The 12933-nt window shown below is 45.8% G+C and carries 12 protein-coding genes; 2 read left to right on the top strand and 10 right to left on the bottom strand.

Annotated elements, in window-relative coordinates; translation table 11 throughout:
* Nucleotides 1-43: 43 nt before the first annotated feature.
* The 5 genes from ACZ444_RS05260 to ACZ444_RS05240 form a co-directional block, all read right to left on the bottom strand.
* On the bottom strand, nucleotides 44-727 hold the full coding sequence (locus ACZ444_RS05260) for a ComF family protein (protein ID WP_382360059.1): 684 nt from the start codon (nucleotides 725-727) through the stop codon (nucleotides 44-46).
* 1 nt (nucleotide 728) lies between these two features.
* A complete protein-coding gene (locus tag ACZ444_RS05255) occupies nucleotides 729-2099 on the bottom strand; it encodes an ATP-dependent helicase ComFA (RefSeq protein WP_382360056.1) in 1371 nt (456 codons plus the stop codon).
* Nucleotides 2100-2179: 80 nt separating this feature from the next.
* Nucleotides 2180-3022, bottom strand: coding sequence for a DegV family protein (locus ACZ444_RS05250; protein ID WP_382360053.1), 843 nt, complete (start codon nucleotides 3020-3022; stop codon nucleotides 2180-2182).
* A 118-nt stretch (nucleotides 3023-3140) separates the two neighbouring features.
* Nucleotides 3141-3845, bottom strand: coding sequence for a response regulator transcription factor (locus ACZ444_RS05245; protein ID WP_382360050.1), 705 nt, complete (start codon nucleotides 3843-3845; stop codon nucleotides 3141-3143).
* A 68-nt stretch (nucleotides 3846-3913) separates the two neighbouring features.
* On the bottom strand, nucleotides 3914-5074 hold the full coding sequence (locus ACZ444_RS05240; protein WP_382360047.1) for a sensor histidine kinase: 1161 nt from the start codon (nucleotides 5072-5074) through the stop codon (nucleotides 3914-3916).
* Between the two features lie 190 nt (nucleotides 5075-5264).
* Between ACZ444_RS05240 and ACZ444_RS05235 the strand changes: the two genes are divergently transcribed.
* Nucleotides 5265-5897: a YigZ family protein gene (locus tag ACZ444_RS05235; protein WP_382360044.1), complete on the top strand. Its 633-nt coding sequence runs from the start codon at nucleotides 5265-5267 to the stop codon at nucleotides 5895-5897.
* A gap of 48 nt (nucleotides 5898-5945) precedes the next feature.
* Here the strand turns inward: ACZ444_RS05235 and nagB are convergent, their stop codons facing one another.
* The 4 genes from nagB to ACZ444_RS05215 form a co-directional block, all read right to left on the bottom strand.
* Entirely contained in the window at nucleotides 5946-6671 is a 726-nt protein-coding gene (gene nagB, locus ACZ444_RS05230; protein WP_382360041.1) for a glucosamine-6-phosphate deaminase, read from the bottom strand.
* A 13-nt stretch (nucleotides 6672-6684) separates the two neighbouring features.
* A complete protein-coding gene (gene nagA, locus ACZ444_RS05225; RefSeq protein WP_464433608.1) occupies nucleotides 6685-7845 on the bottom strand; it encodes an N-acetylglucosamine-6-phosphate deacetylase in 1161 nt (386 codons plus the stop codon).
* A 93-nt stretch (nucleotides 7846-7938) separates the two neighbouring features.
* On the bottom strand, nucleotides 7939-8082 hold the full coding sequence (locus tag ACZ444_RS05220; protein ID WP_382360035.1) for a hypothetical protein: 144 nt from the start codon (nucleotides 8080-8082) through the stop codon (nucleotides 7939-7941).
* A 144-nt stretch (nucleotides 8083-8226) separates the two neighbouring features.
* Nucleotides 8227-8553 (bottom strand): helix-turn-helix domain-containing protein, encoded by a 327-nt coding sequence (locus ACZ444_RS05215; RefSeq protein WP_382360032.1) that lies wholly within the window; start codon nucleotides 8551-8553, stop codon nucleotides 8227-8229.
* Between the two features lie 188 nt (nucleotides 8554-8741).
* On the opposite strand from ACZ444_RS05215, the gene ACZ444_RS05210 reads away from it, so the two are divergent.
* Entirely contained in the window at nucleotides 8742-10778 is a 2037-nt protein-coding gene (locus ACZ444_RS05210) for a penicillin-binding transpeptidase domain-containing protein (protein ID WP_382360029.1), read from the top strand.
* 77 nt (nucleotides 10779-10855) lie between these two features.
* On the opposite strand, the gene ACZ444_RS05205 is transcribed toward ACZ444_RS05210, so the two are convergent.
* Nucleotides 10856-12736 carry an OPT family oligopeptide transporter gene (locus ACZ444_RS05205; RefSeq protein ID WP_382360026.1) on the bottom strand — a complete coding sequence of 627 codons (1881 nt, stop codon included), beginning with the start codon at nucleotides 12734-12736 and terminating at the stop codon, nucleotides 10856-10858.
* Between the last annotated feature and the right edge of the window lie 197 nt (nucleotides 12737-12933).

The raw sequence follows: 12933 nt of genomic DNA, 5'->3' as shown, positions 1-12933 counted from the left end.
GACTCTCTCTCCTTTTTTTCTGCCATTCTACCATATTCTGACGTCATCCTCGAATAAGTGTATACGCATATACAGCTGGACAGCCTTGTTTTTTCAGAACAGAAGCGGCATTTCTTAAAGTTGTTCCAGTTGTATAGATATCATCGGCAAGAATGACCGGATTTTCAATACGTTCTGTTAAATTAAATGGATTATCTGCTTCAAGACGTTCCTGACGTGTTTTTTTAGCCTGCTTATCACGATGCGTTCGTGTTAGTATATCACGTGTTGCAAGCGGCACAAACGAGGCCAGCATTTCTGCCTGATTAAATCCCCGCTCCTGCAGCCGCTCGTCACTCAATGGTATCGGAACAACGGACGTTTCCTTGGGAAGGAACGAAAAAGTTTCGCCAAATTCCTGCCGGTAATATTTGCGAAACGCCCGGCCAAGACAATAATCCCCACGGTATTTCCAGCGTGCCATCATCGCTTTCATGGCTTCATTATACGTGAAAACGGAATGATTCCATACGAGAGGGTCCTCTGCGTTCACTCCTTTGTCCCATTCCCGGCAATCCGGACAGGGATCCGTTTTGCTCAGCCGGCTGCATTTACTGCAGCGTTCGCCCTGCAAAAAGGCCAGAGTCTCTTCACAGGATGGGCAGAGCTCTGATGGTTCAGATAGAAAAATTAATGTTTCCCAGCTGACAGACGGGATAATAGCGGCATCACACCAGAGACAATGCATGTTAGAGGAATCCTCCTCTTTTGTTCATTTTTTGAATAGCTTTTACAGCCTCAATCATGGCATCAGTCTTCCCGTCATGGAAAAAGACAACTTCTCCTGTCGGATCATGCGGACTTCTCCCGGCTCTTCCGGCAATCTGTACCAGAGCTTGTTCGCCGAAAACCGCACTGCCGGCATCCAATATAGCTACATCAATAGATGGGAAGGTGACACCACGCTCCAGAATTGTGGTGGTAACAAGTATATCCAATCGCTTATCCCGGAACTGCTGAACGTTTTCTTCGCGATTCGCATCAGATGCATGGACAGCTTTGATCGTAGACTGCACCAGGTTAGCAGCAAGCCGATTCGTCAGAACCTCAGCCAGTTTAATAGAGTTAACAAATATAAGAACCTGCCGTTCCCGGTTTTTCCGATTCATCAGCCATTTGATAAAGGACTCAGGCAGACGTGCCTCCGCCAAATCCTTCTTCAATCTGGGGATCATACGCAAAATCGGGACCGGAAGCGGGTGATTATGAAAACGTTTGGGGACAAATACATGCGGGAGTTTTCCCAAGGACATCCGGACCTGATCATCCGCAGCAGGCGTTGCCGTTAAATAAATCAGCGTGCCCTTCTCTCTTCTGGCGCGGTGAGCCGCAAAAGCAAGTGTTGGATCGTGTGTATAAGGAAAGGCATCAACTTCATCAATAATCATCACATCAAAAGCATGTTTGTAACGCAGCAGCTGATGTGTTGTGGCAACCATCATCTGGGCGGATCCTTCTTTTTCCGGACTGCCGCCGTACAGGCCTTGACAAGTAACACCCGAAAAGGCACTGCGCAGGCGCGGCAGCAATTCGCGCACCACATCTGCCCTTGGTGTCGCAATACATATCCGTTTGCCTTGTTTCAACGACTCGGTAATCCCCGGGTAAAGCATCTCTGTCTTTCCGGCACCGCAGACTGCCCAGGTCAACAGTTCTTGCTCATGGTTTCTGATCGCCTGGACGATACGCTGGGCCGCATCCTCTTGTACCGCCGTTAATGCCCCGTCCCATGTGCAGGGATTAGAATAGAGCGGCCACTCGTAATCCGGCCCTGTCCACTCATAAAGAGGCGACCTGTCTATCACCCTGCCCATTTCAATGCACTTCCGGCAATAAACCTGCGCTGGCAGAGACCTCTGTGCAGGGATATGCCCGAATAGTGAACGTTTCCGGTTGCCGCAGCGCTGGCATTCATAATGCAGCCATGTTTTTCGGATTGACGGTTTGACTGTGAAAAAATGGTCAGTAAGAAGACGTTCGAATAAAGAGGGTTCCAGGGGGATTTCACTTCGCAGCAAAAATTTTCCGGCGTAACGCTGACTAAGTTCCTCAATGTCCATAACATCACGCTCCTGTATATAAGTAGCAGTGGATGGGGAAACCGGCGGGGGTCGCCGGCTCCCCGTTTGACCGCTTAGCGTTACTTCTTATACCAGCAGACGCCAAGTGCGCCTTCACCGAGGTGTGTCCCAATAACAGGACCGAAGTAACTGATCATGGTATCCGTGCCAGGATAATCCGCTTCAAAGGAAGTTTTCAGTTCAGCCGCACCTGTCTCGTTGTTGGCATGAATAAACACAACTCGGAGCTCATCTCCTTGCGCGGCATCATCCCGCAGCATTTGCATAATCCGGTTTAACGCTTTTTTGCGTGTGCGGATTTTTTCAAATGGAACGATCTGTTTGTCGACAAAATGTAAAATGGGCTTTACCTGCAGCATACTGCCCAGGATTGCCTGCGCGCCATTCAAACGTCCGCCGCGCTGCAAATGACTTAAGTCATCAACCATGAAATAGGCCCGTATCGACTGATCGACGGCATTCAGACGTTCTATGATAGCTTCAGGCGCCTTCTCTTCCTGAACCATTTCGGCTGCTTCCAAAACAAAAAAACCCTGCCCCATACAACTCAATTCGGAATCGTAGGGATACACGTCAATGCCATCCACACTTTCACCAGCAGTGGCAACAGCCTGATATGTTCCGCTTATGCCGCTGGATAAATGAATTGAGATCACCGCATCGTAATCATGGGAAAGCGCCTCTAACTTAGCCGTCAGCATCCCCAGAGAGGGCTGTGATGTTGTGGGCAGCTCATTGACTTCGTTAACTTTTTGGTAGAATTCCTCAGTGGTTATATCTATTCCTTCACGGTAAGACGTGCTGCCAAATACAACACTGAGCGGCACAACATGAATATTATATTGGTCAATGAGTTCTGCAGGGATATACGCTGTGCTATCAGTCATAACAGCAGTAGTCATTACAAACCTTCTCCTCACGTAAATGATTCCTGTTCATTTTATCTTGTCCAGGAGATAATTGCACGTTAAATATGCTCTCATAAAACATATCAGTTAGTTTCTCCGGATGGGCCATTTTTCACGATTCGGACACATTAACCCAGCCTTTGCGGATAGCGGTAACAACCGCCTGGGTACGATCACTGACATTCATTTTTTGTAAAATGCTGCTCACATGATTTTTGACCGTTTTTTCACTGATATATAAACCTTCAGCAACAGCACGGTTGCTCTTGCCATCAGTCAGAAGCTGCAGCACTTCACATTCCCGGCGCGTGAGTAAATGAAGAGGCTTATACTCATAAATACCGTTTTCATCTCTGAGTGACGGATCACTGGAGGCACCGGAGGCCAGACGGCGGTATTCTTCAATCAGGTTATGTGTAATTTTTGGGTGCAGATAGGATCCGCCCTCCCTGACAATTTTAATCGCTTCAATCAAGGCATCTGAGTCCATTTCTTTCAGCAAATAACCCTGTGCACCTGTCTTCAGGGCTCTTGTTACGTAATTCTCATCGTCATGAATGGAGAGGATAATAATAGACGTATCAGGGAACTGACGCGCAAGATCAGCTGTCGCTTGGACGCCATTCATTTTCGGCATATTAATATCCATTAAAACGACGTCAGGTTTATACGTTCTGACCACGTCACTGGCGCCGTCACCATCATCCCCTTCAGCTACAACTTCAAATGACGGTTCAAAATCAAGAATACGTCTGACACCTTCGCGGAATAGTTTATGGTCATCTATTAAAACAATTTTGGTTGTATTCTCAGTCATCTATGTTCCTCCCATATTTTCAAGGCATTACGAATGTCTCTTTACACCCCTTGCTTAAACCAAGTCTGTTATTCAGGAGCTGATTGATCATAAGATTTGGGATACGGCACTTTAATGAGAACGGTCGTTCCCTTTCCGATCTCTGAATTGATGGTTAAAGAACCATCCAGCATTTCCACACGTTCGCGCATACCCATTAACCCAAACGATTTATCCCGTTTAACAGACTGGTCAAATCCTTTTCCATCATCCTTGATAACCATGACAATTCGATTGTCGCTCATCTCCAGTTTCACTAGTATGGAAGATGCCTCAGCATGGCTGATCGCATTCTGAAGGGCTTCCTGCATTAACCGAAAAAACGCAATTTCATATTTATGGTGGATCCGTTCTTCTTGTCCAACCAGGTTAAATCTAATATCAAGGTTATAATACTCAGCTGTCGTAGCCACAAATTTTTGAATGGTTGGCACGAGACCTAAATCATCTAAAGCCATTGGCCGGAGATCATAAATGATGCGCCGAACTTCCTGCAAAGAGGAACGAATCATTTTTCGAACACTTTTCATTTCGGAAACGGCCTCTTCTACAGTCCCCTGCCGGAATGTCCGGTCGACAAGCTCTGAACGAAGCAGAATATTAGCAAGCATCTGGGCAGGTCCGTCATGGATTTCACGGGATATTTTTCGCCGTTCATCTTCCTGTGACTCAATGATCTTCAGACCAAATTCCTGCTTTTCTTTCGCATCTTCAATCATCTCGTTAACCTGTTGAAAGTCATCCGTCAGGTACGTGAAAATAACGGAGATTTTGCTGGCCAGGTCTTCCGAGCGTTTCAGCGTTTTATCGAGTGATTTCAGACGCCGCTCAAGCTCGTCCCGCTTTTCACGCAGCACTTTTTCTTCCTGACGCTCGACAGCAAGCTGCGTTTGCAATTTATGTGTCTGTTCATAAGCACTGCGTATCTCCTCTTCCGAGTGCTGATTAAACTGTTTGCTCACTTCAGCTAATCGCTGCCTGGCGTACTGAACTTTCGTTTCCAGTTCATCGCCATTGGTTATATGCGTTTTTACACTTTCTCGTATTTCCTCAAGTTCTTTCTGCAGCTTCTCATATTCGGCCAGGGCTTCTTCACTAATATCAAAAATTTCATCTTTACTGTTTTGCGTGACGTTTATCATGTCTTCAATAATATTATCCAGAGTCTTTTCTTCCGGTTTCCGTGCCATACCATTCACACCAGTCTATGTTATAATTAATCGGACTTAACCCGGGGATGAGACAATTATTGACAAGTCCTGCACATCCGCAAAAAGAGCTGCAATGGAACCAGATATCTCGTCCCCCGAGTTATATCAGTCTGCAATTTTAGTCCTGGCCTGTTTCTAGTATAATACGCCATAGGAGGTAAAACGCAAGATGCTATCTAACTATTATACTGTCAAAAAAGAAGATACTGCAGAAATTGTAATCCAAAAGTCCCAGTTCATCGGTTATGTCAAACGTGTGGAAACAGAAGACGATGCACAGGCTTTTGTGCAGCAAATTAAGAAGAAACATCATGACGCCACCCATAATTGCTCAGCTTACATGATCGGTGAGCACAATCAGATCCAAAAGGCTAACGATAACGGCGAGCCTAGCGGAACAGCTGGAATCCCGATCCTTGAGGTTCTGAAAAAAAAGGATTTAAAAGATACAGCGGTGGTTGTGACCCGGTATTTCGGTGGGATTAAGCTCGGAGCGGGCGGTTTAATTCGTGCTTACAGCAGCACCACATCGGAGGCCATTCAAACAGCGGGAGTTGTCGAACGCCGGCTTATGAAAGGCTTTTCGATTACCGTCAATTATGCCTTGCTGGGCAAAGTTGAAAATGCCCTGCGCAACTCGGATTATATCTTAGAAAATATTCATTACCTCGACACAGTTGCGTTCATTGTGTACGTGCCTGACGGTGAGGAAGACATCTTTCGGGAATGGATCGTTGAGATCACCCATGATCGGGCCGCGTTTGCAGAGAAAGGAACAGCCTATGTTGAAATCGATGTCTAGACTGATGCCCGTTCCCTGAAACCCCATGCTAAAAGAGAAGGCACTGTCTTAAATCCTCGACAGTGCCTCTTCGTCACCGATAATGGTAACGTGTTGATGTTTCTGCAAGATCGATGATGGAATAGCTTCCGTTAACTCACCATGAACAAGCTTGCTGACAGCATCAGCTTTTTTCTCACCCGATGCCAGGAGTACAATCTGGCTGCTTTCCATAATCGTACCAATGCCCATTGTAAGCGCCTGATGCGGAACATCATCTTTTGATGGGAAAAAACGTGCATTTGCTTCCCGGGTTGTATCATCCAATTCGACAACGTGTGTCCGGCTGTCAAATGGTGTTCCCGGTTCATTAAACCCAATATGGCCATTTAGTCCTAAACCCAAAATCTGTAAATCAATATAACCCGCATCACGAATCTGTTTGTCATAGTCCCGGCATTCTTTAGCCAAGTCAGCTGCATTGCCATTGGGCAAAAATGCTTGGTTCTGCGGCAAGTCAATATGATTAAACAGTTTATCATTCATGTAATAACGGTAACTATTCGGATCATCTCCGCGCAGGCCGGCATATTCGTCAAGGTTAAATGTTGTAAGATCTTTAAACGACACTTGCCCATTCTGATACGCTTCAATCAGTTTTTGATAAAGGCCCTCCGGTGTTGAGCCAGTTGCAAGCCCCACAACAGAATTACGAGCAGTCTGCACCTGCTGCAAAACCAGTTCGCAAGCTTTTGCACTCAATTCATCATAATTGTTCGCACGGATAATTTCCATTCCGTCATCCCTCCTAGTCCGCAATGTCACCACGGCATATCGTATAGTGAATTTGCAAATTGTCATCGACTAATAACAAGTCGGCATCTTTACCCGGCTCGATACTGCCTTTTCGGTCAAATACATTAAGCTGTTTGGCAGGATTTTCTGAGGCCATCGTTACAATGCTCGAAATAGACGTTTCCGGCAATTGCAGCATTTGTCTGGCCCCTTCGATCATTTTCAAAATACTGCCTGCCAGCGAACCGTTTTCCAGCTCAGCCCGATCTTCTGTTACCTGGACAGGCTGGCCTCCCAATTCATAACCTCCTGGCTGCAAGCATTTAGCCCGCATGGCATCTGTGATAAGAATTAACCGGTCACTGCCGACATTATAATAAATCAGCTCCAGCATTTCCGGTGATACATGAATGCCATCAGCAATCAGCTCCGCCCTTAATGTTTCCAGTTGAAAGGCAGCTCCGACAGCGCCAATATCACGGTGGTGAATGCCGTTCATGGCATTGCACAGATGCGTCATCTGCCGAAGTCCATGTGACACGGCTTGTTTAATAGCGTCAAAACCGGCCGCTGTATGCCCAGCCGACACATTTACACCGGAATTGGCCAAATACGAGATAAATTCGCCGGTGGTATCATGCTCGGGAGCCATCGTGATTGTTTTAATCCGGTTGCCGGAAAGCGTCTGCCATTCATCGAATTGGTTGATGGACGGCTCCATAATATAAGCTTCCGGCTGCGCGCCTTTTTTGCTTGTATCAATAAAAGGGCCTTCCAAATGGACACCAAGCATTTCCGCGCGGCCTTGCTTAGATGTGTAATGGGAAACATTTTCCAGAGCTTGGCTGGTCTGCTCCGGTGACTGTGTAATCGTCGTCGCCAAAAAACTGGTTGTCCCCTCCCTGGGAAGCACGCCAGCCATCGTATCCAATGCCTGCTCTGTGGCATCCATCACATCGGCTCCGGCAGCACCATGAATATGACCGTCAATAAAACCCGGAATCAGATTCAGTCCTCCAGCATCAATGACAGCTGCATCAGGTGGCGGCTGTTCTTCCGTATGTACGGCTTTGATGAGGGAATCTTCAATCAATAAACATCCCTTTTGAGGTTCATCGTTTTCAGTGAAAATAACTGCATTTTTAATGTAAGTCGTTTGACTCAATCTGCTCATCCCTTTTCGTTTTCTCATATTAACGTAGCATACCATTAAATGCTATGTCTATTTTAACTATCACAGCACTGCCAGTGCATTTGAAATTTTGTGTTAATGGTCCGGGTGCCAGGTTGTTTTTCCTGATAATTCGCTGACAAGCTTTTGGATCATTTCCTCTGCCGATTGAATCCGGTGATTTTCCGTTTCCTGAATCATTTTTTGCATTAAGTTTTTATACTGCTCTTGATCTGCCATTCTCATACCGCCTTTTTGTCAATCCAGTATTTAATTGCTAGTTGCTTTTATTATCATTTTTAATAGTCTATGCAGTCATCTTTCAATATGAGCCTGCATATTAGCTGAATATATAATACGGAAGCTGCGTATCACGATGCTGCACTAAGACTGCTGGTCACGCCATTTATAAAACGCGAGGCACTCTTCCAAACGCTCTTTGGGCACACCGGAGTCCCTGGCGTCCCGAAAAATCTGGAGCCATTCGCTATCCAGCGGTTGAGAGTCAATGTTTGCGTCTTTCCGGATGAGTATATCAACTGATACATCCAGCACCATACTAATCTTTTCCACGAAAAGGATAGATGGATTAGTCTGCAGATTACGTTCTATTGCGCTTAAATAGGACTTAGCCACACTTGCCTCCTCAGCCAGTTCAGAAAGTGACATCCCTCTTGCTTGACGCATCTGTCTTATCTTCGCACCGATCACAGTCCACACCTTCTTTCCAAAGAAATTTTACCATAAAAAATCGAATAATTCTATATTTAGAATAACTTAAAGGGACGAACGTTTATATGCATGTTTATTCATACTCAATAGCAGAGGCCGTAACATGCTTTTTGCCTGTCAAGCATGCTATAATAATATAAAATCATACAAAAGATTGAGGGGGTTGTATGAAAAAACTTACCGTATTATTGCCGTTACTGCTCGTGTGCGTACTTTCTGCTTGTTCAAACGATGAAACCACACCACAGGAACGCTTTGATCAATACATCGACCACTGGAATAATGATGAATTCTCTGCCATGTATGACATGCACAGCGCTGATTCAGCTGAAAATTATCCGTCTGAAAAAGTCACCGGCCGGTACAAAAACATCTATGACGATCTCAACATAAGTGACCTAGAGGTTACATATGACAAACCCTCCGATGATCAGCTGGATACGGCGATGGATAAAGGCAAGGCAACGTTCCCTTTCCATGTCAAGATGACGTCAATTGCCGGTCCGATCACGTTTGATTATAATGCCACACTCACTCAAGAACAGGATGATCAGGCGGAAGATGATGACGCAAACTGGTTTGTCAACTGGGATCCCGGATTTATCTTTCCGGAAATTCAGAATGGCGGCAAGATCCATTTAGAGACAACAGAACCAAAACGGGGTGAAATCCTCGACCGCAATCGCATGCCGCTGGCCATTAATGACAAAGTTCATGAAGCAGGTATCGTTCCAGAGGATTTGCAGAAAAAACCAGAACAAGCTGCAGACAAAATCGCCGGCGAAACGGACATGTCAGCAGAAGCGATTGAAGACAAACTAAATCAGGACTGGGTCGAACCGAACATGTTCGTTCCCTTGAAAAAATTCCCAAAAACGCAGGAATCCAAAGTTAATCAATTAACCAAACTGGCGGGTGTTACAACACGTGAAGTCACAGGCCGTGTCTATCCGCTCGGAAAGGCCGCTTCACACTTAACCGGCTACATCAGTCAGGCAACAGCAGACGATTTAGAAGATCTGGACAGTGATAAATACAGTACCGGTGATATGGTCGGAAAGCGCGGCTTGGAGTCCTTATTTGAAGACCAGCTGAAAGGCAAAAGCGGCGCCGCTATCACAGCTGTCGATGACAATGGCGGAGAGACTGTTATTGCCAAAAAAGACGTGGAGAATGGTAAGAACATCGAGACAACAATTGACGCCGATGTACAAGAGACCATCTACAATGCCTATGACGCTGATGACAGCGGCACCGCAGCAGCCATTCAGCCTAAAACAGGTGAAACGCTGGCACTTGTGAGCAGTCCGGGCTTTGTCCCAGATGATTTTCTGTATGGGATCTCCCAGTCAAACTATGATTCTTTAAAAAATGATCCGCAAAAACCGCTGCTCAATCGTTTTTCATCCACATATGCACCCGGTTCATCCATTAAGCCCATAACGGCTGCTATCGGACTGGATAATGGCAGTATTAAACCCGGTGAAGGCATGACAATTAATGGCCGTAACTGGAGCAATGGTGAAGGCTGGGGAGACTATAAGGTGCACACGATCGGTGAACCGGATGGCCCCATTGATGTCAGCGATGCCCTCATCCGTTCAAATAACATTTATTTTGCGAAAAAAGGCGTGAAAATGGGCAGTGATGCACTTGTCAAAGGCTTGAAGCAATTTAGCTTCGGAAAAGAACTGCCGTTTGACTACCCAATTGAAGCATCCTCTGTTTCTTCCAATGGAAACATTGATGATGAAGTCCAGCTGGCAAATACAAGCTATGGACAAGGCGAAATCGAAGTCAGTTCGCTGCATCTCGCTTTGATGTACACATCATTTTTAAATGATGGCAACATGCTGGAGCCATCGATTAAGAAAGATGCCAAAAGCGGCCAAGTATGGCAAAAACAAGTCATCACTGGTGACGAAGCCAATTTGATTACAGATGCCCTGCACGATGTGGTCAATTCACCTGCAGGCACGGGCAAGGCAGCACAAAACAACAATTTTTCAATTGCCGGTAAAACGGGAACAGCTGAATTAAAACTTGCTGATGACAAAAATGGCAAGGAAAATGGCTGGTTTGTTGGCTATCCGGAAGATGACCAGGATATTTTAATTGCCATGATGGTTGAAGATGTCCAGGATAAAGGCGGCAGTGGCTATACCACTAAAAAAGTGGAAGATATTTTGCAGGAAGTTAAATAACATGACTATTAAAAGACGTGTACCCAGTTGAGCGGGTACACGTCTTTTATGCTATATGACAGTATGAATCAGATTCGCTATTTTAATTTGGACGGATGCTTATTCGCTATATGCAGCAGGAACCAGGCCACAGCCATAATGGCAACCAGTGACACAAACGGACCAAAGATTGTTCCATCAGGGAAGCCTACACCAGCCGTGACGGCTAAAGCGACAAATACACCCATCAGTGCCTCACCAGCAATATAGCCGGACGCAAGCAGAATACCGCGTTCATTCTTCTCTTCGTATTCCTCATTACTTTTCGAGCGGCGTTTTACGATGCCATTAATTAAGCCGCCAAGCATAATCGGCGCGGTCGTGTGAATTGGCAAATAAAGTCCAACAGCAAATGGCAATGACCCAATGCCGAATAATTCAACAGCTGCAGAAGCTGCCGCCCCGATAAAGATCAGATTCCAAGGCAAATCACCGTTCATAATGCCGTCAACGATCATGGACATGAGAACAGCCTGTGGCGCCGGCAGCTCCTCGGATCCAAAGCCATAAGCGTTATTCAGCAGCACCAGAATACCGCCAATCACGATACTGGCAATGAAAACACCATATAACTGGGCGATTTGCTGCCACTTAGGTGTTCCGCCGACAATATAGCCTGTTTTTAAATCCTGTGACGTATCTCCCGCTATGGCGGCAGCAACACAGACAACGGAACCAATGATAATCGCCATGACCGCACCTTTGTCACCCGTGTGGCCTACTGCCGACAGCACCAGAGAAATGAAAATCAAAGCACCAATCGTCATTCCGGAGACAGGATTGGACGAACTGCCGACAACCCCAACGATCCGGGAAGATACGGTTACAAAGAAGAAACCAAATACAAATAATAAAAGTGCCCCAAGCAGCCCAATATCGATGGTTGGATAAAACATTAAGATGCCTATAAAAACGATCGTCAGGATAACAATCAGTGTGATTGGAATATCCCGGTCAGTACGCAAATCCGTTGTATCGCCTGCTGATGAAAAACCTCTAATTGAACCCATGAATGAGGAGAAAATAGTCGGCAATGCTTTAATCAATCCCATAATGCCGCCAAATGCAACCGCACCGGCACCGATATAACGAAGGTAATTATCCCATATATCGTGGAAGCCCATCTCAGAAATTGGTATTTCACCTGGATAAATCGGTGTCGACGCAACATCCCCGATAAAACTGATTAAAGGAATGATTCCGATCCACCCGAGAACACCACCGGCAAACATCGTGCCTGCAATTTTGGGACCGATAATATAGCCAACACCAAGCATAGCAGGCATGGTATCCATACCGATCGCGGCATTTTTAAATTTATAGATTTCCCATTCAATCGATGACGGGAAAGCTTTTACCGCATCCGTCAGCATTTTGAAAATCGCACCTATGCCAAGACCACCCAAAACAAGCGTGGCACCTTTACCGCCTTCTTCACCAGCTTCAAGCACTTCAGCACAAGCTGTACCTTCCGGGTAAGGCAACGTCCCATGTTCCTTGACAATCAACGCACGCCGCAGAGGAATCATGAGCACAACACCCAGAATACCGCCGGCCAAGGCAATAATCGCAATCGTTATCAGGCTCGGCTGCAATTCCCAGATAAAGAGTGCAGGCAGTGTGAAAATAATCCCTGCAGCCAGCGATTCTCCCGTCGATGTAATCGTCTGGACAATATTATTTTCCAGAATCGATGTTCGTTTCATAATAATTCTAAGCACAGCCATAGAAATAACCGCAGCCGGAATCGAAGCCGAAACCGTCATACCCACGACCAGTCCTAAGTAAGCATTCGCTGCACCAAATACAATCGCCATCACGCCGCCAACGACCATCGCAACCCAAGTGAATTCAGGCGGGTTTTTGGATGCTGGGACGTAAGGCTTGAATTCATTCTGTTCATCCTGTTGTTTGGACATATCTAACACCTTCCTTAGCAATTTAATTTAATGAAGTCTCATTCACTCTTCTATTCATAAGCCTTAGAATGTTTAAATTATTTAGAATAAAGAAACAATTTGGCCAAAATAGAAATCCCTTACTACGCAACATTAGCAGTAGCAAGGAATTAGGAACTTCATTGTTATGCTTGGCACAGAACAGCCAAGTTGTAGAG

The sequence above is a fragment of the Lentibacillus kimchii genome, assembly GCF_055381965.1.
This window is presented reverse-complemented; position numbering and strand designations above follow the sequence as displayed.